The following is a 21135-nucleotide window of genomic DNA, read 5'->3' as shown; positions in this document are numbered from 1 at the left end:
GGTCAGCGAATCCGCTGGCCGCCCTTCCATAGCGCGGTGACGCGGCCCTGCACCGGCATGCCGTCGAAGGGCGTGTTGCCCGCCCAGGCGGCCATCCGCTTCGCATCGACCTGCCACGGCGCGCCCTCGTTGATCAGGATCAGGTCGGCATCACTACCCACCGTCAGCGTCCCCGCGTCGAGCCCGAGCAACTTCGCCGGCGTCGCGGCGAGGAGATCGAACAGGCGCGCCGGGGTGACATGACCGTCGCGCACCAGTTGCAGCCCCATCGCGAGCAACGTCTCGGCGCCCGCCATGCCCGGGAGCGCTTCGGCGAAGGGCAGGCGCTTGTCTTCGGGGCCGCGCGGATCGTGGCCCGACGCGAGCACGTCGATCGTGCCGTCGGCGATGGCGGAGAGGCAGGCGTGCCGGTCATCCTCGCTGCGCAGCGGCGGCGACAGGCGGGCAAAGGTGCGGAAATCGCCGATCGCCGTGTCCGACAGGAACAGGTGGGCGGGCGTGATGCTGCAGGTGACGGGCAGGCCTTTCGCCTTGGCGGCGCGGACAATTTCGAGCCCGCGCGCCGTGGTGACCTGGCGGAAGTGGATCGGCGCGCCGGTTTCCTCGACAAGCATGATGTCGCGTGTGATCGCCATCGCCTCTGCGATCGCGGGCGCAGAGGCAAGGCCGAGCCGCGTCGCCATCTCGCCATCGGTCGCAACCGCGCCGGCGGTCAGCCCTTCGTCCTCGGAATGAGCGATAACGGTAAGGCCGAGCGACGCGGCGTAGGACAGAACGCGGCGCATGACGCCGGCATCGGCGATGCGTGCGCGTCCGGTGGCGACCGCGCGCGCGCCCGCCTGCTGCATCAGGCCGATCTCGGCGAGTTCGGCGCCGGCGAGGCCCTTGGTCGCGGCGGCGAGCGGGTGAACCCATAGGTCGGGCTTGCCGCCCTTCGCGGCGCGTTCGACCAGACCCGCGCCGTCGAGCGGGCCGCTGTCGGGCATCAGCGCCGCGCGCGTGATGCCGCCGAAGTGAAAGGCCGGCTTGTCGGTCGCGAAGACGCCGAAATCGATGATGCCGGGGGCGAGCCATTGGCCCTTGGCGTCGATCGTTTCGGTGCCCTCCGGCGTTTCCGACGGGTTCAGCGCCGCGATGCGGCCGCCCGCAACCAGCAGGCTACCCGGTTCGCCGCCGAGCAGGCGCGCATTGGCGATCAGAAGGGGCTTCAGTTCCATCCCGGCACCTCCCGCTTGCGGCGCGTCAATATGTCGAGGCAGGCCATGCGCACCGCTACCCCCATTTCGACCTGTTCGGTAATCGTCGAGCGCGCGGGATCGTCGGCGACATTGCTGTCGATCTCGACCCCGCGGTTCATCGGGCCGGGGTGCATGACGATCGCATCGGGCTTCGCCTTGTCCAGCCGCTGCGGCGTCAGGCCGTAGAGCGCGTGATATTCGCGCGCGCTCGGCAGATAGGCGCCGTCCATGCGTTCGTTCTGCAAACGCAGCATCATTACGACGTCTGCGCCTTTCAGCCCCTCGTCCATGTCGGTGAAGGTCGCGACATGCATCCGTTCCATCGCGGGCGGCGTCAGCGTCGGCGGCGCGACGACGCGCACCTCATTGCCGAGCAGAGTGAGCGCCAGGATGTTCGAACGCGCGACGCGGCTGTGCAATACGTCGCCGCAGATCGCGATCGTCAGCCCTTCGACGCGTCCGAGCCGGCGGCGGATGGTCAGCGCATCGAGCAGCGCCTGCGTCGGATGTTCGTGGCGCCCGTCGCCCGCGTTGAGCACCGGGCAATCGACCTTGTCGGCAATCAGCTGCACCGCGCCCGACGACGCATGGCGGATCACCATCGCGTCGGCGCGCATCGCATTCAGCGTCATCGCCGTGTCGATCAGCGTCTCACCCTTCTTCACGCTCGACTGCGCGGCGTGCATGTTCACGACGTCGGCACCAAGGCGCTTGCCCGCGATCTCGAACGATAGGAGCGTGCGCGTCGAATTTTCGAAAAAGGCGTTGATGATCGTCAGCCCCTTGAGCCGGTCGTCATGCTTCGCCGCGCCGCTGCGATTGAGTTCGACCCACTCTTCGGCGGCATCCAGGATGTAGGAAATCTCCCACGGGGTGAGCTGGGCGATGCCGGTCAGGTGGCGATGGCGAAAGGCATCGCCGCCGGGCGGATAGTCGCTGGCGGGTCGAGGAGTTGCGCTTGTCATCAAAGCCGAGCCTTTAGGTCGCAGCGCGCAAATAGGCAAGCGCCGTAGACAGGGAGGGACCGACTTTGCTTGCCGCTTCGGACAGGAGCGGATCGAAGAGGCCGAGCGCCCACAAGGCCAGGAGCACGAGTTCCATCGCGAACAGAAAATGCATATCGTCGGCGAAAGGCTGTTTGCGCGTCTTGTGGCGAACGAGGCGTGACGCCGCGACGGCCCCGATCGCGCCGCCGATCCTTGCCCAGTCGAGTAGCGTCGCTTCGCGGATGCGCCAAAGCCCTTTGTCGGCGCGCTGCTTGTCGATTACCATCAGCGCAAAAGCGATCAGGTTGGCCGCGACAAGCCAATAGAGAATATAGGCGGTCATTTTCGGCCGTATAACCGCGAAATACCCGCGAAATGTTAAGGTCAGCGCACCAGCGCGTCGATCGCGCCCTGCAGGATGAAGGCGGCGGCCGCGCTGTCGACGCGCTCGGCGCGCTTGGCGCGGCTGACGTCGGCCGCGATCATCGCGCGCTCGACCGCGGCGGTCGACCAGCGCTCGTCCCAGAGTAACAGAGGTAGCGCAAGCGGCGCGAGGTTGCGGGCGAAGGCGCGGGTGCTTTGGGTGCGCGGGCTGTCGCTACCGTCCATATTGAGCGGCAGGCCGACGACGATGCCGACCACGGACTGTGCTGCGACCAGCGCCTTGAGCGCCTCCAGATCGACCGTGAATTTCTTGCGGACGATCGTCTTGTCGGGCGTTGCGAAGCTCCACCCCGCGTCGCACAGCGCAACACCGATCGTCTTGGTTCCGACATCGAGGCCCATCAGGCGGCCGCCGCGGGGCAGGGCGGCAGAAAAATCGGAGGCGGTGGTGGTAATCATCGGGCTGCCCTTAACCCTAAAGCCGCGTCATTGCGAGCGAAGCGAAGCAATGACGATGTTAGGATTTAGAGGTGGGCGTCGTCGCCGCAACCGGCGCTGCCGGGGGCGACACCGGCGACGCCTTCTCCTCGAACGCAGCGAGACGCCGCAGCGCATCGGCCCGGACGTTCGCCCAGAACAGGGTGATGTCATAGACATGATAATTGTTGCCGGGCAGCACATAGCCCGCAACGACGAAATGCTGTGCCGCGTCGGCGTCCCCGATCATCAGGAAACCGCGATCGTCGTCGCATTTGGCGCCAACCTTGCCGGTGATGAGCTCGCCCTTGCGGAAGCCATCGGACGGTTTGAGCGTGCCGATGTTCGCCTCCGGTCCTGCGGCGGCATCGGGCGTGCCGGTGAGCGGGTTGGTACAGAGCATGCGCGTGCCGGCGCGCGGCCGCCCGTCGAAGCCGATCGTGCCATCATAGGCGCCGGTGACCATCGACGTATCGGCGGGCTCGGCAAAGCTTGCCCATGACAGAATACAGCCTTTTTGATCGGGCTTGTCGCAAGCGGGCAGGCCAAGCGCGGCCATATCGGTATCGCGGCTGATGGGCCAGCCGATGACATAGGCGGCCACGATACGCTTCGCGAGCGGCGTGCCCGCGATACGGTTCTTCAGCAGCGTCGTCAGATGCAGCGCGCCCTGGCTATGGCCCGCGAGAATGATCGGCTTGTCCTTGGGGATCGCCGCGAGAAAGGCGTCGAATGCCTGTTCGACGTCGCGGTAGGCGGCGTCGATCGCCTTGCTCGCCGTGACGCGGTCTTCGGCCAGAAACGCGCCGAGCGTCGCCTGGCGATAGCGCGGCGCCCATATGGCGCCCGCATCGCCGAATGCGCTTGCCATGCCGCGCACGAACAGCGTGGCGCGGTAATCGGCGTCGGCATCGCCGAGCGGCGCGTTCCAGCTCGCCTTGCTGTAATAGCTTGTCGGGTGGACGAAAAAGACCGCGGCATCGCCGAGCGGCGCGATCGGTGCCGCTCCCGCTGCTTCGGCCGCCTTTGCGGGCGCAATCAGCGGACGCGCGCTCGGTTCAGGGGCACTTGCCTCGCCTTCGCCGCCTCCGGCCTCCGCTTCGGCGGCGGGCGGACGCCAGGCCGACGGGTCGTCGGGCAGGCCGGGGCGGGCGATCCACATTTTGGGATCGTCATAGGCGTTGGCCGCCACCGCCGCTTGCGGTTTGAATTCGGTGTTCGGAACGAAGGCAACGCGGCCGAACCAGCCGGGATTGAGCTGATAGGCAATGCCGACACCGAGTATCATCAGAATGATCGCGGCGATGAAATAAAGGAATTTGCGGGCCAAGTCGGGGCTCCATGCGGCGGGAGATATGGGTGTGCTATCTGGCTTGCGCGGCGCCATCAAACAAGCCCAGATGTGGGGCATGACCGACAGCATCGCTAGCGGCGCCGCGCCCGATTCGCCCATGCTTTCCACTCGCCTCGACGACAGTGACCCGCCGTGGCCTCAGCGCCCCTGGGTCATGGCGGCGCTTTGCGCGACCGCGGGCCTGCTTTTCCACGCCTGCGTCGACCATGACTATGGCGATCCGCTTGACCGTTGGCGAATGGCGCTCGCGACCTTCGTCGCGGTCGCAACGCTGGTGTTCACGCTCGGCATGGAAATCCGCCGCGTGCATTGGGCCGCGGGCTTCGCGCTCCTGTGGGGCGCGATCATGGCGCTGATCGTGTGGAACGGGGCAGGCTATAATTTCGATGCCTCGCCCTTTGAATGGCCCTTTTGGTCGGGGCTGCTGGCGGTCCTGGTCGCAACGCCGCTCTTTCAGACGCGCCGTGACGTCGCGCCCGACGGACGGTTCTGGAAGCTGTGGCAGATGCCCTACGACAGGCTGCACAGCCACGCCTGGACCGATGCGGTGATCGGGGCGGCATCGCTGGCGTTCGTCGGCCTTTCCTTCCTGCTCACCGTGCTGATCGGCGAAATGTTCCACCTGATCGGCATCGATCTGATCCGCGAACTGCTGCGGGGAGAATGGTTCGGATGGATGCTCGCAGGGGCGGCGTTCGGCGGCGCAGTGGGGCTGCTGCGTGAACGCGACAAGCTCGTCGCGACACTGCAGCGACTGGTGATGATCGTGCTTTCGGTGCTCGCCCCGGTGCTCGCCGCGGCGTTGCTGATCTTTTTGCTGTCGCTTGTCGGGACGGGCCTGCAACCCTTGTGGCGATCGGGTTTTTCGACTGCGGCGCTGATGATGGCGGCGGCTGCCTTTGCCGTGTTGCTCGCGAATGCGGCGATCGGCAATGGCCGCGAAGAGCGTGCGGGCAACCTGCTGCTGCACGTCGCGGCGGCGGCGCTGGTCGCGGTGGTTCTGCCGCTCGCGGTCATTGCCTTTTATTCGATGCACCTGCGCGTGCTCCAATATGGCTGGACGCCCGAGCGGCTGTGGGGCGTGATCGCGGCGGTAATCGCCGTCGCCTATGGCATATCGGGGCTGTGGTCGGTCGTCCGGGGACGGCATGATTTCGACGATCTGTTGCGGCCGCTGCAACAGAAATTGGCGATCGGGCTGGTCCTGCTTGCAGGTTTTCTGGCGCTTCCTATCGTCGATTTCGGCGCGATCGCAACGCGCGATCAGCTTGCACGACTGGAAAGCGGCAAGGTCGGTGCGGACAAGTTCGACTGGGCGGCGCTGGCGTTCGATTTTGGGCCGAGCGGGCGGCAGGCGTTGGCGCGTCTCGCCAAGTCGCCGGACAAGGCACGCGCGAACCGCGCGAAAATCGCCATGAGCGCGAAGAACCGCTGGGACTTGGGCCCCGGCGATGACGGCGATGCGGCGGAAGTCGCCTATCGCGCAACGCCGCTCGCCGACAAGGTTCGCGTCCTGCCGGCCGGGCGGACCCTGATTCCGGATTTCGAAAAAGCGATCGAGGAGCAGCAATGGTGCCGCGATGCACCCTGCATTCTCTACTGGCTGTCGGATCAGCGCGTCGCGGTGATCGGACGGGGGCAGGCGCGGGTGATGATGCTCGAACGCGACGCCAACGGCCGCTGGAGCCCGAACTATGCGTTGGGCGACAGCGCATCGCGCGGTGACACGGCGCTGACCGTCGACGATCTGGTAAAGGCGCCGGTCGAGCTGCGCACGGTCCAGCGCCGGCAGCTTTTCGTTGGCGGCAAGGCCGTGGGCGGCAATTTCGAATAGGGGCGTCACTCGATCTAGCCGCGCCGCGGCGGTCAGGATCATAGTTGATGCGGTGCGGCGAGGGTGCTAGCGGCGCTGCTTCTCCCGATAAGGCGACAGACATGGCAATCGATCAAGCAACAGTCCGGAAAATTGCGTCGCTCGCGCGCATCGCCATCACCGATGACGAAGCGGCGGCGATGGAAGGCGAACTCAATGGTATCCTCGGCTGGGTCGAGCAATTGGGCGAGGTCGATGTGACCGGCGTCGAGCCGATGACCGCCGTCATCCCGAACACGCTGCGCCTGCGCGACGATGTGGTTGATGCCGACCCGCTGACCGGCGGGGGCCGCCGCGACGATATTCTTGCCAATGCGCCCGAACCGCAGCACGGCTTCTTTGGCGTGCCGAAGGTGATCGAATGATACGCCTTGCTCTTTTTCCGTTTGCCCTGACCCCGGATCAAGTCCGGGAGACGGGCGGTTCTTCTCTTCACCGTTCGAAAAATGAAGAACGGTGCTTCGACAAGCTCAGCACGAGCGGGTTTGGGAAATGACAGATCTTACGAATCTCACCGTTGCAGAAATCCGCGACGGCCACCGCGCCGGTGATTTTTCGGCCGTCGAAGTGGCCGAGGCGTTCAACGCGAACGTCGCCGCGGCCAAGGCGCTCAATGCCTTCATCGTGGAAACGCCCGACCGCGCGGTTGAGGCCGCCAAAGTGGCGGATGCCGACCGCGCGGCCGGAACGCTGAAGCCGCTGTCGGGCGTGCCGATCGGCATGAAGGATCTGTTCGCGACGAACGGCGTCCAGACGACCGCCGCGAGCCATATGCTCGAAGGCTTTGTGCCGCGGTACGAATCGACCGTCAGCCAGAAATTGTGGGACGCGGGTTGCGGGATGCTCGGCAAGCTCAACCTCGACCAGTTCGCGATGGGCTCGTCGAACGAGACGAGCTATTTCGGCAATGTGATCAGCCCGTGGAAGCGCAACGACGGCGGTAATGCCGCGCTCGCGCCGGGCGGGTCGTCGGGCGGTTCGTCTGCAGCGATAGCGGCGCGGCTCTGCCCTGCGGCGACCGGCACCGACACCGGCGGCTCGATCCGCCAGCCCGCGGCTTTCGTGGGCATTTCGGGCATCAAGCCGACCTATGGCCGCTGCTCGCGCTGGGGCATCGTCGCTTTCGCCAGCTCGCTCGACCAGGCGGGGCCGATGGCGCGCGATGTTCGCGACTGCGCGATCATGCTCGAAAATATGGCGGGCTTCGATCCGAAGGATGCGACCAGCCTCGATCTGCCCGTGCCGAATTGGGAAGCGGCCTTGTCGAGCGATCTCAAAGGCAAAAAGGTCGGTATTCCCAAAGAATATCGCCTTGAGGGCATCGATCCCGAGATCGACGCAATGTGGGACGCCGGCATCGCGATGTTGAAGGATGCGGGGGCCGAGGTCGTCGAGATCAGCCTGCCGCACACCAAATATGCGCTGCCGACCTATTATATCATCGCGCCGGCCGAGGCCTCGTCGAACCTCGCGCGCTATGACGGCGTGCGCTATGGTTTGCGCGATCTGCCGCAGGGTGCGGGCTTGCAGGACATGTACGCCGCGACGCGTGCCGACGGCTTCGGTCCCGAGGTCAAGCGCCGCATCATGATCGGCACCTATGTGCTCTCGGCGGGCTTCTACGACGCCTATTACACGCAGGCGCAAAAGGTGCGGGCGCTGATCTCGCGCGACTTTACCGCGGCGTTCGAGACGTGCGACGTGATCCTCGCGCCGACCGCGCCGTCGGCGGCGTTCGGTTTGGGCGAAAAAACCGCCGATCCGCTGTCGATGTATTTGAACGACGTATTCGCGGTGCCCGCGAGCCTCGCCGGCCTCCCCGCGATGTCGGTCCCCGCGGCCCTGAACCGCGAAGGGCTGCCGCTCGGCTTGCAGATCATCGGCAAGGCGTTTGACGAGCAGGGCGTACTCAACGCCGGGCTGGCGATCGAGGAGCGCGCGGGTTTCACCGCGCGGGCTGAGAAGTGGTGGTGATTTAGCGGTGTGCTCCCGCGAAGGCGGGAGCCCAGAGCGGCCTAGCGCTGCCCCGCACTGGATCCCCGCCTTCGCGGGGATACAAGAAGGAACGAAGATGTCTGATTATCGCATCAAGGGCGAAACCGGCGAGTGGGAGGTCGTGATCGGCCTCGAGGTCCATGCGCAGGTCACCTCCAACGCCAAGCTGTTCTCGGGCGCCGCGACGGCCTTCGGGGCCGAACCCAATACGCAGGTGAGCCTAGTCGACGCCGCGATGCCGGGCATGCTGCCGGTGCCGAACCGCGAGTGCATCCGCCAGGCGGTGCGCACCGGCATGGCGATCGATGCGCAGATCAACAAATGGTCGCGCTTCGACCGCAAGAATTATTTCTACGCCGATCTGCCGCAGGGATACCAGATTTCCCAGCTCTATCATCCGCTTGTCGGCGAAGGCTCGCTGCATATCGAGGCCGATGAGAAGGCCGGAATCGCCGCCGACAAGGTGATCGGCATCGAACGCATCCATGTCGAGCAGGATGCCGGCAAGCTGATGCACGACCAGCATCCGACGATGTCGTTCGTCGATTTGAACCGTTCGGGCGTCGCGCTGATGGAAATCGTGTCGAAGCCCGACATGCGCTCGCCCGCCGAGGCCGGGGCCTATGTCCGCAAGCTGCGTGCGATCCTGCGCTATGTCGGATCGTGCGACGGCAATATGGAAGAAGGCTCGATGCGCGCCGACGTCAACGTCAGCGTCCGCAAGCCCGGCGACGAATTCGGCACGCGCACCGAGACGAAGAATGTGAACTCGGTGCGCTTCGTCATGCAGACGATCGAATATGAAGCAAAGCGCCAGGTCGAGGTGCTGGAGGCCGGCGGCACGGTCGACCAGGAAACGCGCCTCTTCAACCCCGACACGGGAACGACGCGCACGATGCGGTCGAAGGAAGACGCGCACGACTATCGCTATTTCCCCGATCCCGATCTGTTGCCGCTCGAACTCGACGATGACTTCCTCGCCGAGTGCCGCGCCAGCTTGCCCGAACTGCCCGACGCCAAGCGCGCGCGCTACCTGGGGCTGGGCATTTCGCCCTATAATGCCGACGTGTTGACCGCCGAGGTCGAAAACGCGCGCTGGTTCGACGCACTGCTCGAAACCGGCGCCGAGCCCAAGGCGGCGGCGAACTGGGTGACCAGCGAGCTGTTCGGCGCACTAAACCGTCTCGGCAAGGACATCGGCGATTGCCCGGTGACCCCGGCGCAGGCGGGCGAACTGCTCGGCCTGGTTGCCGACGGCACGATTTCGGGCACGATTGCGAAACAGGTCTTCGAAAAGATGCTCGAAACCGGCGACGGCGCAGCCGCGATCGTCGATCGCGAGGGCCTCAAGCAGACGAGCGACACGGGCGCGATCGAGGCCGAAATCGCCAAGGTTCTTGCCGCCAATGCCGACAAGGTCGAGCAGTATAAGGGGGGCAAGGAAGCGCTGTTCGGCTTCTTCGTCGGTCAGACGATGAAGGCGATGCAGGGCAAGGCGAACCCGCAGGTCGTGAACGAGCTGCTGAAAAAGGCGCTTTCCTGAAGGCGCTGGCAATGTTGGAGGGGAGGGCGGCCACCCTTAGTTGGCGGACGCCTTCCACACCGTCCGGCCTTCCTTCACCGTTTCCAGCACCTTGATGTCCTTGATGGCATCGACCGGCGACGCCAGCGGATTTTTGTCGAGGATCACGAAGTCGGCGAGCAGCCCGGCCTTGATGCGACCCTTGCGATTCTCCTCGAAAACCTGCCACGCGGGAGCGGTCGTGAGCGCCTGCAATCCTTCATAGGCGTCAAGCCGCTGGTCGGCGCCGGCGACGACGCCGGTGGGGGAGACGCGCGCCATCGACGTCCAGAGCATGAAGCGCGTGTCGAGCGGCGTAACGCTGAAATCGCTGTGGTTCGACGCGATCAGGCCGGCTTCGCGCGCGGCACGGAAGGGGCTGATGAAATCGACCACCTCCTTCGGGAAATTGCTGCGGTGGACGTCACCCCAATACCAGGTGTGGTTTGAGAAATAGGCCGGGCCGACACCGATGCGGGCATAGGCGGGCAATTGGTCAGGGCGCTGGAACTGCGAGTGAATGACAATCGGGCGGCGATCGTCGGCGGCCTTGATCCCCAGTGCATCGAAGCCCTTGATCGCCATGTCGATCGCGGCGTCGCCATTGGCGTGGACGAATATCTGCCAGCCGCGGTCGTAGACCTTGCGGGCCAGCGTGTCGAACTCTTCCTGGCTGACGATCGGCTGCCCGTGCCACGGGTGGTCGCCGCTCGGGCTGCCGCGTTCGTAATCGCGCGTGAAATAGGCGGTGCGTGCCTGCGGGCTGCCGTCAAGGATGAACTTGACCCCCTCGATCTTCACATGGCCTTGGTAGGTGCGGAAGCGGATGTCAGGGTTCGCGAGCAACGCGTCGAGTCCGGTATAGATGGGCAGCAGCGCCAGATCGATCTTGAGCCGCGCGCGGGCCGCATCGCTGGTGAAAAAGCCCAGGTCGGCGGGCGAGGTCGCGCCGTCCTGCGCATGGGTGTAGCCTTCGGCGAAATAGCGCGCCTGCGCCGCATCGAGCATCGCGAGCTTCTGTTCCGCCGTCGGCTGCGGCATCGCGGGCAGCATCTGGTACATCGCCTTTTCGAGCAGCACGCCGTTCAGCCGTCCGGCGTCGTCGCGCAACATCAGCCCGCCCGGCGGCGGCTGGCTCGCGTCCGACAGCCCCGCCGCGGCGAGTGCTGCGCTGTTCGCGACGAGCCCGTGGAGCGAGATGTGCAGCACGACGATCTTGTGATCGGGCGATACCGCGTCGAGCTCGGCGCGGGCGATATGACGCCGCTCTTTCAGCGCTTCGTCATTATATTGCCACACGACCACCCAGCCGCCCTTTGGAATGGCGCGCCGCGCTATGAAATCGCGGACCACGCCTTGCAGGCTGGCGATGTCGGTGACGGGCGGCAGCGACTTGTCCCACAGGTCGAGCCCGCCCGACATCTGGAGCGCGACGGCGAAATGCGAATGGGCGTCGACGAAGCCAGGCAGCATCGTCGCACCGGCGAGATCGTGGATCACGGCGTCCTTGCCGGCGGCGCGGCGCGCGCCCTTTTCATCGCCGACGAAAATTATCTTGCCGTCGCTGGCGACGACGGCCTTGGCCAGATGCGGCGTGTCGCCGTCCATCGTGACAATCGGTCCGCCGCGATAGATGGTCGGACGATCCTGCGCGCCCGCTGACTGCACGGTCAGCGCGGCGAAAAGGGCGAACGCCCCAATGGTCTTTTTCATAGCCCTCTCTCCCGCGGCCTTCTTGGCGGCGGGGAAGGGGAACGGTCAAGCGCTTAGCAAACTAAATGTGCTGCGGCGGCGCTTCATCGGGGCCGCGGCCGGGCTCGTCGATATCGCCGCCGCCGGGGCTTCCGGGTATTTCCTGCGGCTGCCCCGCGGGGTCTTCGTGTGGCGTGGGTTGCGCCGGTCTTTCGGGCGGCGACTGCGGCTCGATGATATCGGGCTTGGGCTTGGGAAGGGGGTCAGGCAGGCTGTTGGTGCCGCTGGTCATGATCGTCTCCTTGGACTCCAACAACCTATAGCCGCGTTCATCGTTCCGCTCACGGAATATCGCGGCTTTCCGCCCTTGCCCTCGGCCACGCGTCTGCTATAGCCCCGCCCGGCCCGCACGGGCGTGCGCGGCACAGCGCATGGATTCGTGCACCCGGCCGACAGCTCATGCGGGCGTGGCGGAATTGGTAGACGCGCTGGTTTTAGGTACCAGTATCGCAAGATGTGGGGGTTCGAGTCCCTTCGCCCGCACCACTTCCGTAAGAGCGAGGTCGGATAGAAGAACCCAGCTTTCGGGCCGGGTTTGCGATACGAGATTTTGAGCAAGGATAAGACCAAGGCAATGAAGACCGTCGAAACGCTGAACGAAGGCCTGAAGCGCGAATATCGCCTGACCATCACCGCGAAGGACATCGACGCGCGCGTCGATGACGAAGTCAAGGCGATCGCGCCGACCGTGCGCATGCCCGGCTTCCGCCCCGGCAAGGTGCCGCCGAACCTGATCCGCAAGATGCACGGCGAAGCGCTGTCGGCCGACGCGCTGAACAAGGCGATCGATGCCGGCGTGCGCGATCTGATGACGAAGGAAAAGCTTCGTCCGGCGCTGCAGCCTGCCGTCAGCCTGGACGACGGCTATGAACGCGGCAAGGACGCCGAGTTGACGGTCGCGCTCGAAGTGCTGCCCGAAATCGAGGCGCCGTCGATCGACGGGCTGAAGCTCGAGCGCCTGACCGTCGCGGCCGACGATGCGGCCGTGATGGCCAAGATCGAGGAATTCGCCGCGCAGATGAAGCGCTTCGAAGAGGCGCCCAAGACCAAGAAAGCCGCGACCGGCGATCAGGTCATCATCGACTTCGCCGGCAGCGTCGATGGCGTCGCCTTCGATGGCGGCACGGGCGAAGACATGGCGGTCGAAATCGGTTCGGGCCAGCTCATCCCCGGTTTCGAGGATCAGCTCGTCGGCGTGAAGGTCGGTGACGAAAAGACCGTGAAGGTCAGCTTCCCCGACGAATATCCGGTCGAAAATCTGAAGGGCAAGCCCGCCGAATTCGCCGTGAAGGTGAAGGAAGTGAAGGTTCCCGCCAAGACCGCGATCGACGACGAGTTCGCCAAGTCGCTCGGCCTCGAGAGCCTGGAAAAGCTCAAGGAGCTTATGCAGGGCCAGGTCGAACAGGAACATAATGGCCTGACGCGCACCTATATGAAGCGCAAGCTGCTCGACCAGCTCGCCGCGAGCCACGATTTCGATGTGCCGCCGACGATGGTCGAAGCCGAATTCGGACAGATCTGGCAGCAGCTCGAACATGAAGCGAGCCACGAAGCCGATCCCGAAGCGGCGAAGGCCGAACTCGAAAAGGATCGCGACGAATATCGCAGCATCGCGGTGCGCCGCGTCCGCCTTGGCCTGCTCCTCTCGGAGATCGGCCAGGCGCATGGCGTGCAGGTCAGCGCGCAGGAGATGCAGCGTCTGGTCATGCAGGCGGCGCAGCAATATCGCCCCGAAGACCGCCAGCGCTTCGTCGAATATGTCCAGCAGGACGCGCTCGCGGCGGCGCAGCTTCGCGCTCCGCTGTACGAGGACAAGGTCGTCGACTTCCTGTTTGAAAAGGCGGAAATCAGCGATCGCGAAGTGACCCGCGAAGAGCTGGAAGCCGCGATCGAAGCCGATGACGACCATGTCCATGGTCCGGGCTGTGGCCACGACCATGATCATGACGCCAAGCCCGCCAAAAAGGCGGCTGCGAAAAAGCCCGCTGCCAAGAAGGACGCGGTGAAGGACGAAGCCAAGGCCGAAAAGGCCGAAGCTCCGGCAAAGAAGGCGCCGGCGAAGAAGGCTGCGGCCAAGGCCGATGCCGAGGAAAAGCCGGCAGCCGCCAAGAAGGCGCCTGCGAAAAAGGCTCCGGCCAAAAAGGCTGCCGCCAAGGATTGATCCTGCGGCGATGAAACAATGAAGGCCGGGTGGAGGATGCTCCGCCCGGCCTTTTTGTTTGGCGCGGCTACCCGGTTCCCGCTTTCGCGGGAATGACGAGGGTGGGGGACCGACCGCGTGGCTAAATCACATCCATATTGTAGCAATGCCAGCTGAAGATGGCGGCGGCGCCGCGGTGGGGACGCCATGCCTCGCCGATTTCGCGGACGCGCTTCTCGCTCGGGCGTGCGTCGAGGCGGAGGATGCGGCCCACGGCCTCCTGGACCGCCAGGTCGCCGGCGGGCCAGATGTCGGGACGCCCCTCGGCAAAGAGCAGATAGATTTCGGCCGACCAGCGTCCGATGCCCTTGACCTTTGTCAGCAGCGCGATCGCCTCTTCATCATCGGCAGGGAGGGCGGCGAAATCGAGCTCGCCATCGAGCACGAGTTGCGCGAGACTTTTGGCATAGCCCTGCTTTTGCGCCGAGAGGCCGCAGGCGCGAAGGGCGTCGAACTCCGCGGCCGCCATCACCTCGGCGGGGCAACCCGCCCCGAAACCCGCTTCCAGCTTGTTCCAGATCGAGGTTGCCGCTGCGACGCTGACCTGCTGGCCGACGATGGTACGCAGCAACGTCGTATAGCCGGGCTCGCGGATGCGCGGTTCGGGATAGCCGGCATTGCCCAGCGCGCGCGCGAAATTGGGCTCGCGCGCCGCAAGCGCATCGATCCCGGCGTTCAATTGCTCCTGCGACAGCCCCATTGATATTCTCCTTTTGTTCCGGCTGCCGTCATTAGCAACGCTTGATTTGCCACGCAACGCACGACATAGCCCTGCCGAATCGAAACTATGGGGACGAGCATGGCCAAGCTGATTGTCGTGACGCGCGACGGAACCGAACATGAAATCGAGGGCGATACCAGCCTGACCGTGATGGAAAATATCCGCGACGCCGGTTTCGACGAACTGCTCGCGCTGTGCGGCGGCTGCTGCTCGTGCGCGACCTGCCACGTCCATGTCGAGGCGGGCGACGCCGCGGCGCTTCCGGCGATGAGCGAGGACGAGAATGATCTGCTCGATTCGACCAGCGACCGCGACGACACCTCGCGCCTGTCGTGCCAGATCCCGTTCAGCGACGCGCTCGACGGGCTGAAGGTGCGGATCGCCGCCGAAGATTGATTCCATTCGTCATCCCGGCGAAGGCCGGGATCTCGACGGTTCAGCTATAACGCGAAGTTGAGACCCCGGCCTTCGCCGGGGTGACTGCTCATGGGCTCAGGCTCCAGCCGTCGCGACCGCGTAGAGCGCGATCGCCGCAGCATTCGAGATGTTGAGGCTCTCCATCCGCGGCGAGATGGGGAGCTTTGCCAGCACGTCGCAATGTTCCATGACATTGTGCCGCATGCCGTCGCCTTCGGACCCGAGCACCAGCGCGACCTTGCTGCCGTCCAGCGTGTCTCCCAGCGTCGTTTCGGTGTCGCCCGTCAGGCCGATTCGCCAATATTGCGCTTCGGCGATTTCCTCGAGCGCCCGCGACAGATTGACGACGCGAACCCACGGCACGGTTTCGAGCGCGCCCGATGCCGAGCGTGCGATCACGCCGCTTTCGGGCGGGCTGTGGCGGTCCTGCGTGACGATAGCGGCGGCGTCGAAAGCCGCGGCGGAGCGCAGCACCGCGCCGATATTGTGCGGATCGGTGACCTGGTCGAGGACGACGATCGGCCGCTTGCTCTCCGCATCGACTTCGTCCTGCAAAAGATCGCCGAGATAGATTTCGTCGAGCGGATCGACCTCGATCACCAGCCCCTGATGCGGGGCATCGCGCGCGACGAGCCGCGCTAGGTCTGCAACGTCGGCAAAACTGATGGGAACAACCGGCGGCAAATCGAGCTGGCCGAGCGCTTCGCGCGTCCCCCAGATTCGCTTGACGCGACGTTCGGGGTTCGCGAGCGCGGCCAGAACGGCGTGGCGTCCCCAGAAACGGACGCCCTGACCGCGCGGAGTCTGCCCCTGTGGGCGGCGATGACGGGAAAATTGTCTCATAGCGGCGGCCTTTCCCATGACTGCCATTGACAGGCAAGACTCCTTTCGCCATTGGACCGCTTCCCAACGCGGACCCCATGGACAGGTGGCCGAGTGGTTAAAGGCAGCAGACTGTAAATCTGCCCGGGTTTCCCGTACGCTGGTTCGAATCCAGCCCTGTCCACCACCCTCCGGTCCGAGGGCATCTCCTGAAATCGCTGGAAGCCGCAGAAAACCTGGGGTATTAGCCCTTTGTCGGTCCTCTGCATCCCATGCCATATCACTGCAGCGCGAAAAAAAGTTGGGGGAAAATGTGGGGGAAGGTTTTTCGACCCCTAAATGAAGTGTGGGGGAAAAAAATTGGATTAAACCTATGAAAAAGCTAACAGCTTTGGCGGTCAAGGCAGCATTGGGAAATCCTGGGACCTATCAGGACGGTGACGGGCTGTTTCTGAAGGTCGATAAGCGGGGAGGCGCCTCGTGGCTTCTCCGGCTGCAACGCGACGGCAAACGCCATGATATCGGCCTGGGCAGCGCCAAGCTGCTTCCGCTTATAGAGGCACGGCTGAAAGCCCATGAAATTCGCAAGGCAGTCAAGATCGACGGACGCGATGTGCTGGCGGAGAGGAAGGCCGAAGCCGCCGCCAAGGTGACGTTCCGCGAAGCGGCGCGCAAATATCATAGCGAGAATGCCGCCAGCTGGAAAAGCGCCATCTATGCGCGCCAGTGGTTCGCGTCTCTGGAGAGCTACGTTTTTCCTAAATTGGGCGATCTTCCGACCGGGCAAATCACTGCCGCCGATATTATCGAGGTGTTGTCGCCGATCTGGCAGGAGATTCCCGATACGGCGCGTCAGATCCGCAACCGTATCTGCGTTGTTCTCGATTATGCGAACGCGAAAGGCTGGCGCTCTACCGAAGCTCCGTCGGGCAGTGGAAGCCTGAAAGCCGGGCGAGGGTTGCCCCGTCAGGTGAAATCGCGAGAGAATCGCAAGGCCATGCCTTACAGCGCGTTGCCCGACTTCATCACAACCCTACGGCGAAAGCCTACTTTCGGACGGTTGGCGCTCGAACTGCTCATCCTTACCGGCGTGCGCAGCCAGGAAGTTCGGCTCGCGACGTGGGCGGAGTTCGATCTTGAGGAGCGCTTCTGGACAATACCAGCCGACCACATGAAGCGGGGCAAGGCACATATGGTTCCGCTGTCCGACGCGGCTCTCGCGGTGCTGGCCAAAGCGAATGCCTTTCGCCTTCCCGATACAAATGTCGTTTTCCCGGGCGCGGCCGGAAAGCCGATGTCCGACATGACCCTGCTAAAGGTGTTACGCGACATGGAGGTGCCCTTCCATGTCCATGGCTTCCGTTCCACCTTTACCGACTGGGCGGCGAACGATGATTTCGCCGATGCGGTGGTAGACGCGGCGCTGGCTCACAAGACACCCGATGCCGTGGAGGCGGCTTATCGGCGCACAACCTATCTTGGTACGCCGGGCCGGCCCGGCGCGCGCGTCAGGCTGATGGACGCGTGGGGAAGCTATTGTGCCGGAGGCCCTGCCGAGGCGATGCTGTAAGTCCCAAATGGAAGCAGCCTCGATTAGGCGTGCGTCGGCGGGATCACACCGCATCCGGCGGTCGGGCAAACTGCAGCCTTTGTTGGCCATTATGCTCTACTTCGCGGCGGAGCGTCGGCTTTGTCCGCCTGCTCGCCTTAAGTGCGCAGGCGATATCGCGTGCGCTTAAATTCCCCATCTTTTCGAAGCGCGCCTAGCAGCACCAGTTCAGCAAGGTCTCGCGTGGCTGTCGCCGTGGCCGCACCTGTTATGGTACGATAATTTGCGGCGCTCAGACCTCCTCTGAAGCCATCCGGCCCTTCCGCGAACATTCGTAAAAGAGCCTTTTCTTGTCGCACGTTGATTCGACCGCGAAGACGATCAAGCAGCTTGGTTTTTGCAATCAGGAAGTGAACCCGCTCGAGCGTGCGTTGTTGAGCCGCAAGGGCAATATCGAAAAACCAGTCGAGCCACTCGTCTATACGGTTCGGCACGCTCGCTCGCTGAAGTTGCGTGTAATAATCTTTGCGATGCCGCTGGATCATCTCCGCAAGAGCGGTAATCGCCGGCGCGTCGAGGCCTTGAGCTAGCGCCTTTTCGGCAATGGCGCGACCGAGACGTCCGTTGCCGTCTTTGAAAGGGTGAATGGATTCAAACCACAGGTGAGCAATACCCGACCGAGCCAGTGCGCTAAGACCGAGGGGCCATCAGCCGAAAAGGCGCCGGGCCCATCCGCGCCTTCCATGATGATGCGGCGACAGTCCGGAAATCTGAATGAGGTAATTGCCAAGAATGGCAGCTTGCTGCTTCGTCATCACAAAACGGCTAAGATCAGGATCGTGCTTTCTTGCGGCTTCTGACGATTTGACGCTCTCGAGCCGGAGCATGATCTTGTCGCCCGCATCATGATGGGCCCAGCCTACTAGCGCTCCAAAATTTTCCGTCATCCGCTTCGCCCCCACCCTAATGGTCATTCAATGCTGATACCGTGGCGAGGAAATTACCAGAAATCGTACGGATTGTCGTCCCACCGGCGCATTCAAAGCATCGACGATCGATGTCAGAGCGAAGCCTCAAGGGACGTCTGACCGGCCCTGGCTGCTTTCGATAGACCGTAACATGCGGCCTCAGCTTGTATCGCCGTGCCCATCTGCCGCTTGGGACAAGGCATTCGGCTGCTGGCAACCTATCGGCGGATTGGCCGTTGCAGGACCATCGCAAAATGGTCGGGCTTGCGCGTTCGGTCTTACGTTGGTCGGGTACTAGCTTCAACGAAGCACAGCCCGGCTCGTCCGGGGCAGATACCCGCCTTGCTCGATTGGGAGCTGAAGTATGAAGAAGATTATTGCAGCAGTTCTGCTCGGTAGCCTGGTAGCGCCGGCAACACCTTCTCTTGCCGAACCTCCGCCCTGGGCGCCGGCCCATGGCAAACGTGCCAAGGAGCGCAGTCTCTACGACAGCAACGGACGATATTATGAGCCGCGCAGACTGTCGCGCGGCGATCGTGTGTGGCGCGGCCGGGATGGGCGCTATTATTGCCGACGGGACAACGGAACAACCGGTCTCATTATCGGCGCTGCGGTCGGCGCATTGTTGGGACGTGAGCTCGCCAGCGGGCGCGACCGGACCGTAGGAACGATCATCGGCGCTGCAGGCGGTGGGCTGCTGGGCCGTGCCATTGACCGCGGGGAGCTGAAGTGTCGCTGAACCGATAGGCGAAGCAGAGCGGACGGCCGGCCACACCGACGGGTCGGCCTGAAGCTCGTTCGCAAGTCATCGAGAGTTGCTGCCCGCCTCGCTGGCGGTCGCGTCGTCGGCAGCTTCGGAAATGCGGAGGGGACGCTGGACTGACGTCGGCAATTATGGCCTTGGTTCACCCTTGCGCTCGCGCGTTTGGGCAATCAGTAATTGTTCTGCGGCCGTCGTGCGCGACGTGGTGATCACATGATCGACCCCATCGATGGTAATCGCCAGCGTTCCGCGCTCGTTTGTCTCGATCAGTCCCTTGGATTTCAGATACCATCGATGAAAATCGAAATGCTCGTCGCTGCACCCGAGCATTTCCTGAAGGAAGAAGGGCGCGACGCCGGCGTCCTGCGCATTTTGTCGGCGACGCTTGTACAGCTCGCGCAGGATACGGCTTTGGGCATCCGCATCGTCCAGCGCTGCCTGGGTGTCGATATCAAGGCCGGCGCTCGCCGATTGTACGCCGTCAGCCCAGGGACGATGGGCCTTGTGGAGTAGATCATATTCTGCACGCAATTCAGCATCACGCAGCTTGCGATAGGCTTCGATCATCTGGTTCAAGTTGACGACATCAGCCGTCTCGTGATGATCGGGATGATAAATTTTGGCGAGTGAGCGATAGGCCGTCTCAAGTGCCTTGGCGTCGCGGCGCCAATCGACACGCAATATTTCTTAATCGTCGGTGAAGTCTGCGTCCTGATGCATCGCTGCATTACCGCGATCGATAGTCCGGATTTCTGCCCGGACAGTTCGGCGGATTACGCCTTTCTATCGCGCCCTTGCGCTGGCTAGGCGATAGCCAGGCGTTGCGCAACGCCCCCTCGAGGGAACGGTCCCTATGCCTTGCTTGCAGAGTTCAAGCTTGCGACCGCATTTGCGCGTCTTTGAAGCGCGGCCAACTCGGGCACGGGATTACCGAAGAGATTTTTGCAGATCTGGATACCTGGCGGCCCGCAATCGCGCCCGCCGATTTAGCGCTGGCCCCAAGCAAGGGGGCGCGGATGACGCTGCATGATGTGGCGATCGAAAATGCGGGGCATTAGGCGCCATCTCGCCATAGCCCCACATCAAGATCGGCCGGATTTTCCGGCAATATGATTTCCCGATATTCCCTGCCGAAGGTCAGCAGGGAACCCGACAGCGCTACCGGCCTTAGGGCTTCATCCGTAGGTTACGCGAACTTTCTGCTCGCGCTTCGCCGAACGCATCAAGCCCCCGACGGCAAAGAAGCCGAACAGGAAAAGCGCCCAGGTTGCCGGCTCGGGAACAGCGCCCACGTCGCCTTGCGAGAAACTCGCCTTGAACCAGACGTCGTCGTCTCCTGAGGCCTTGTTCCAAGTCGAGCTGGTCAGCGCGCCAAAATTGTCGCCGGCATTATAGTAGACAAAGCCGCCCCCCGGCATCTGTTCGCTGCCGAAGCTACCCGAATAGGGCATCGATGCGGTGCTCTCAGCGCCGGAGAAATCCGCGAAGAGAAAGGCGACATATTGGGCGCCGGTCGTCAGGCCAAGGCCTCCGGTCGAGAAAAGAAACTCGGTCGGATTGTCGTAGAGCGATCCGGTAAAGGATTGCAGGCTGCTGGCGAACAGTTGCGCGCCGGTCGCCTTCGATCCGTCCCAGCCGTAGATATAGGCGCGGAAATCGACCGGGTTTGTGACCCCTCCGGTGAGATACAGCGAGAAGCTGTCGAGGACATTGTCAGCGCCGACGGTGAAGGTCTGGCCATAGGCCGAGGTATCAGGGTCGCCGAACGGGCTCCACGCACCGGTAAATGGCTGCGTCGTATCGAGCGAGGTTGCGGCCGAGGCGGGCGCGGCAAGAAGCACGGAGCTTGCGGCGAGGGCCGCGCTGCAAAGCAGAGTCTTGATGCGCATCGTTAACTTCCCCTGATGATGATTAACAAAAAGTAAGAAATATTGCGCGGGGAGTCAATCAGTTCGCCACGCTGCGCAGCTGTGCCAAAACGGGGCATTGGGGGGCGCTATTGGGCATCGCGCTTGATTGGTGATGGGAACGCAGAGATCGACCACAGCGGCAACAGAGTAGCGCGATGAATGGCG

Annotated in this window: 22 protein-coding genes, 2 tRNA genes and 1 pseudogene; 11 read left to right on the top strand and 14 right to left on the bottom strand. The window is 63.8% G+C overall.

Features of this window, described 5'->3' with window-relative positions; genetic code table 11:
- Nucleotides 1-2: 2 nt before the first annotated feature.
- From ACT17R_RS00360 to ACT17R_RS00340, 5 genes are read right to left on the bottom strand one after another with little or no spacing between them, the layout of a single operon-like run.
- Nucleotides 3-1217, bottom strand: a complete 1215-nt coding sequence (locus ACT17R_RS00360; protein WP_234178792.1) for a dihydroorotase — start codon at nt 1215-1217, stop codon at nt 3-5.
- Nucleotides 1208-2203 (bottom strand): aspartate carbamoyltransferase catalytic subunit, encoded by a 996-nt coding sequence (locus ACT17R_RS00355; protein ID WP_062902575.1) that lies wholly within the window; start codon nt 2201-2203, stop codon nt 1208-1210. The genes ACT17R_RS00360 and ACT17R_RS00355 overlap by 10 nt, the downstream gene beginning before the upstream one ends.
- 13 nt (nt 2204-2216) lie before the next feature.
- Nucleotides 2217-2567 carry a DUF1294 domain-containing protein gene (locus tag ACT17R_RS00350; protein WP_186402038.1) on the bottom strand — a complete coding sequence of 117 codons (351 nt, stop codon included), beginning with the start codon at nt 2565-2567 and terminating at the stop codon, nt 2217-2219.
- A gap of 41 nt (nt 2568-2608) precedes the next feature.
- On the bottom strand, nt 2609-3067 hold the full coding sequence (gene ruvX / locus ACT17R_RS00345) for a Holliday junction resolvase RuvX (RefSeq protein ID WP_263588762.1): 459 nt from the start codon (nt 3065-3067) through the stop codon (nt 2609-2611).
- 58 nt (nt 3068-3125) lie between these two features.
- Nucleotides 3126-4415 (bottom strand): DUF3089 domain-containing protein, encoded by a 1290-nt coding sequence (locus tag ACT17R_RS00340; RefSeq protein ID WP_444808774.1) that lies wholly within the window; start codon nt 4413-4415, stop codon nt 3126-3128.
- A 79-nt stretch (nt 4416-4494) separates the two neighbouring features.
- Here ACT17R_RS00340 and ACT17R_RS00335 point away from each other — a divergent pair, with 79 nt between their 5' ends.
- The 4 genes from ACT17R_RS00335 (at nt 4495) to gatB (ending at nt 9850) form a co-directional block, all read left to right on the top strand.
- The gene (locus tag ACT17R_RS00335; protein WP_186402035.1) at nt 4495-6273 is read left to right on the top strand and encodes a DUF4153 domain-containing protein; all 1779 of its coding nucleotides are present in this window, start codon (nt 4495-4497) and stop codon (nt 6271-6273) included.
- A gap of 101 nt (nt 6274-6374) precedes the next feature.
- The gene (gatC, locus tag ACT17R_RS00330; protein ID WP_058811578.1) at nt 6375-6677 is read left to right on the top strand and encodes an Asp-tRNA(Asn)/Glu-tRNA(Gln) amidotransferase subunit GatC; all 303 of its coding nucleotides are present in this window, start codon (nt 6375-6377) and stop codon (nt 6675-6677) included.
- 127 nt (nt 6678-6804) lie between these two features.
- Nucleotides 6805-8286, top strand: a complete 1482-nt coding sequence (gene gatA / locus ACT17R_RS00325) for an Asp-tRNA(Asn)/Glu-tRNA(Gln) amidotransferase subunit GatA (RefSeq protein ID WP_186402034.1) — start codon at nt 6805-6807, stop codon at nt 8284-8286.
- A 97-nt stretch (nt 8287-8383) separates the two neighbouring features.
- Nucleotides 8384-9850 (top strand): Asp-tRNA(Asn)/Glu-tRNA(Gln) amidotransferase subunit GatB, encoded by a 1467-nt coding sequence (gatB, locus tag ACT17R_RS00320; RefSeq protein ID WP_444808773.1) that lies wholly within the window; start codon nt 8384-8386, stop codon nt 9848-9850.
- Between the two features lie 36 nt (nt 9851-9886).
- On the opposite strand, the gene ACT17R_RS00315 is transcribed toward gatB, so the two are convergent.
- On the bottom strand, nt 9887-11581 hold the full coding sequence (locus tag ACT17R_RS00315) for an amidohydrolase (protein ID WP_444808772.1): 1695 nt from the start codon (nt 11579-11581) through the stop codon (nt 9887-9889).
- Between the two features lie 61 nt (nt 11582-11642).
- The gene (locus ACT17R_RS00310; RefSeq protein ID WP_062903227.1) at nt 11643-11852 is read right to left on the bottom strand and encodes a hypothetical protein; all 210 of its coding nucleotides are present in this window, start codon (nt 11850-11852) and stop codon (nt 11643-11645) included.
- A gap of 169 nt (nt 11853-12021) precedes the next feature.
- Here ACT17R_RS00310 and ACT17R_RS00305 point away from each other — a divergent pair.
- Both ACT17R_RS00305 and tig read left to right on the top strand, forming a co-directional pair.
- A tRNA-Leu gene (locus tag ACT17R_RS00305) sits at nt 12022-12106 on the top strand.
- 88 nt (nt 12107-12194) lie between these two features.
- Entirely contained in the window at nt 12195-13781 is a 1587-nt protein-coding gene (gene tig / locus ACT17R_RS00300; RefSeq protein WP_062902569.1) for a trigger factor, read from the top strand.
- 121 nt (nt 13782-13902) lie between these two features.
- Here tig and ACT17R_RS00295 read toward each other — a convergent pair whose 3' ends face one another.
- Nucleotides 13903-14520 carry a DNA-3-methyladenine glycosylase family protein gene (locus ACT17R_RS00295; RefSeq protein WP_003043574.1) on the bottom strand — a complete coding sequence of 206 codons (618 nt, stop codon included), beginning with the start codon at nt 14518-14520 and terminating at the stop codon, nt 13903-13905.
- Between the two features lie 99 nt (nt 14521-14619).
- Between ACT17R_RS00295 and ACT17R_RS00290 the strand changes: the two genes are divergently transcribed.
- Nucleotides 14620-14937 carry a 2Fe-2S iron-sulfur cluster-binding protein gene (locus tag ACT17R_RS00290; protein ID WP_003043571.1) on the top strand — a complete coding sequence of 106 codons (318 nt, stop codon included), beginning with the start codon at nt 14620-14622 and terminating at the stop codon, nt 14935-14937.
- A gap of 96 nt (nt 14938-15033) precedes the next feature.
- Here ACT17R_RS00290 and rlmB read toward each other — a convergent pair whose 3' ends face one another.
- Nucleotides 15034-15801 carry a 23S rRNA (guanosine(2251)-2'-O)-methyltransferase RlmB gene (rlmB, locus tag ACT17R_RS00285; protein ID WP_040589946.1) on the bottom strand — a complete coding sequence of 256 codons (768 nt, stop codon included), beginning with the start codon at nt 15799-15801 and terminating at the stop codon, nt 15034-15036.
- 79 nt (nt 15802-15880) lie between these two features.
- On the opposite strand from rlmB, the gene ACT17R_RS00280 reads away from it, so the two are divergent.
- Both ACT17R_RS00280 and ACT17R_RS00275 read left to right on the top strand, forming a co-directional pair.
- A tRNA-Tyr gene (locus ACT17R_RS00280) sits at nt 15881-15967 on the top strand.
- 186 nt (nt 15968-16153) lie between these two features.
- On the top strand, nt 16154-17350 hold the full coding sequence (locus ACT17R_RS00275; RefSeq protein WP_444808771.1) for a tyrosine-type recombinase/integrase: 1197 nt from the start codon (nt 16154-16156) through the stop codon (nt 17348-17350).
- 137 nt (nt 17351-17487) lie between these two features.
- Here the strand turns inward: ACT17R_RS00275 and ACT17R_RS00270 are convergent, their stop codons facing one another.
- The 3 genes and pseudogenes from ACT17R_RS00270 to ACT17R_RS00260 all read right to left on the bottom strand — a co-directional run bounded on the left by ACT17R_RS00270 (nt 17488) and on the right by ACT17R_RS00260 (nt 18303).
- A complete protein-coding gene (locus ACT17R_RS00270) occupies nt 17488-17874 on the bottom strand; it encodes a hypothetical protein (protein ID WP_444808770.1) in 387 nt (128 codons plus the stop codon).
- Nucleotides 17875-17931: 57 nt separating this feature from the next.
- Nucleotides 17932-18015, bottom strand: a pseudogene (locus ACT17R_RS00265) (Fic family protein); the annotation flags it as partial.
- A 21-nt stretch (nt 18016-18036) separates the two neighbouring features.
- Nucleotides 18037-18303: a hypothetical protein gene (locus tag ACT17R_RS00260; protein WP_186402030.1), complete on the bottom strand. Its 267-nt coding sequence runs from the start codon at nt 18301-18303 to the stop codon at nt 18037-18039.
- 358 nt (nt 18304-18661) lie between these two features.
- On the opposite strand from ACT17R_RS00260, the gene ACT17R_RS00255 reads away from it, so the two are divergent.
- Complete coding sequence (locus tag ACT17R_RS00255; protein ID WP_062902567.1) at nt 18662-19036, top strand: glycine zipper 2TM domain-containing protein; 375 nt, start codon at nt 18662-18664, stop codon at nt 19034-19036.
- A 153-nt stretch (nt 19037-19189) separates the two neighbouring features.
- On the opposite strand, the gene ACT17R_RS00250 is transcribed toward ACT17R_RS00255, so the two are convergent.
- Nucleotides 19190-19741: a DnaJ domain-containing protein gene (locus ACT17R_RS00250; protein WP_444808769.1), complete on the bottom strand. Its 552-nt coding sequence runs from the start codon at nt 19739-19741 to the stop codon at nt 19190-19192.
- Nucleotides 19742-19959: 218 nt separating this feature from the next.
- Here ACT17R_RS00250 and ACT17R_RS00245 point away from each other — a divergent pair, with 218 nt between their 5' ends.
- Entirely contained in the window at nt 19960-20118 is a 159-nt protein-coding gene (locus ACT17R_RS00245; RefSeq protein WP_186402028.1) for a hypothetical protein, read from the top strand.
- Nucleotides 20119-20235: 117 nt separating this feature from the next.
- Here the strand turns inward: ACT17R_RS00245 and ACT17R_RS00240 are convergent, their stop codons facing one another.
- Complete coding sequence (locus tag ACT17R_RS00240; protein ID WP_260833951.1) at nt 20236-20949, bottom strand: PEPxxWA-CTERM sorting domain-containing protein; 714 nt, start codon at nt 20947-20949, stop codon at nt 20236-20238.
- Nucleotides 20950-21135: the final 186 nt, after the last annotated feature.

Source organism: Sphingopyxis sp. Q841 (assembly GCF_052384365.1).
In the GTDB taxonomy this organism is placed as follows: Bacteria; Pseudomonadota; Alphaproteobacteria; order Sphingomonadales; family Sphingomonadaceae; genus Sphingopyxis; species Sphingopyxis terrae_A.
This window is presented reverse-complemented; position numbering and strand designations above follow the sequence as displayed.

Coding starts and splice junctions, on each gene's coding strand:
- ACT17R_RS00295 (WP_003043574.1), bottom strand. CDS start 14,520: ATGGGGCTGTCGCAGGAGCAATTGAACGCCGGGATCGATGCGCTTGCG.
- ACT17R_RS00360 (WP_234178792.1), bottom strand. CDS start 1,217: ATGGAACTGAAGCCCCTTCTGATCGCCAATGCGCGCCTGCTCGGCGGC.
- ACT17R_RS00290 (WP_003043571.1), top strand. CDS start 14,620: ATGGCCAAGCTGATTGTCGTGACGCGCGACGGAACCGAACATGAAATC.
- gatC (WP_058811578.1), top strand. CDS start 6,375: ATGGCAATCGATCAAGCAACAGTCCGGAAAATTGCGTCGCTCGCGCGC.
- ACT17R_RS00315 (WP_444808772.1), bottom strand. CDS start 11,581: ATGAAAAAGACCATTGGGGCGTTCGCCCTTTTCGCCGCGCTGACCGTG.
- ACT17R_RS00255 (WP_062902567.1), top strand. CDS start 18,662: ATGAAGAAGATTATTGCAGCAGTTCTGCTCGGTAGCCTGGTAGCGCCG.
- gatA (WP_186402034.1), top strand. CDS start 6,805: ATGACAGATCTTACGAATCTCACCGTTGCAGAAATCCGCGACGGCCAC.
- rlmB (WP_040589946.1), bottom strand. CDS start 15,801: ATGAGACAATTTTCCCGTCATCGCCGCCCACAGGGGCAGACTCCGCGC.
- gatB (WP_444808773.1), top strand. CDS start 8,384: ATGTCTGATTATCGCATCAAGGGCGAAACCGGCGAGTGGGAGGTCGTG.
- ACT17R_RS00260 (WP_186402030.1), bottom strand. CDS start 18,303: ATGACCATTAGGGTGGGGGCGAAGCGGATGACGGAAAATTTTGGAGCG.
- ACT17R_RS00310 (WP_062903227.1), bottom strand. CDS start 11,852: ATGACCAGCGGCACCAACAGCCTGCCTGACCCCCTTCCCAAGCCCAAG.
- tig (WP_062902569.1), top strand. CDS start 12,195: ATGAAGACCGTCGAAACGCTGAACGAAGGCCTGAAGCGCGAATATCGC.
- ACT17R_RS00355 (WP_062902575.1), bottom strand. CDS start 2,203: ATGACAAGCGCAACTCCTCGACCCGCCAGCGACTATCCGCCCGGCGGC.
- ACT17R_RS00275 (WP_444808771.1), top strand. CDS start 16,154: ATGAAAAAGCTAACAGCTTTGGCGGTCAAGGCAGCATTGGGAAATCCT.
- ACT17R_RS00350 (WP_186402038.1), bottom strand. CDS start 2,567: ATGACCGCCTATATTCTCTATTGGCTTGTCGCGGCCAACCTGATCGCT.
- ACT17R_RS00335 (WP_186402035.1), top strand. CDS start 4,495: ATGACCGACAGCATCGCTAGCGGCGCCGCGCCCGATTCGCCCATGCTT.
- ruvX (WP_263588762.1), bottom strand. CDS start 3,067: ATGATTACCACCACCGCCTCCGATTTTTCTGCCGCCCTGCCCCGCGGC.
- ACT17R_RS00240 (WP_260833951.1), bottom strand. CDS start 20,949: ATGCGCATCAAGACTCTGCTTTGCAGCGCGGCCCTCGCCGCAAGCTCC.
- ACT17R_RS00270 (WP_444808770.1), bottom strand. CDS start 17,874: ATGATCCAGCGGCATCGCAAAGATTATTACACGCAACTTCAGCGAGCG.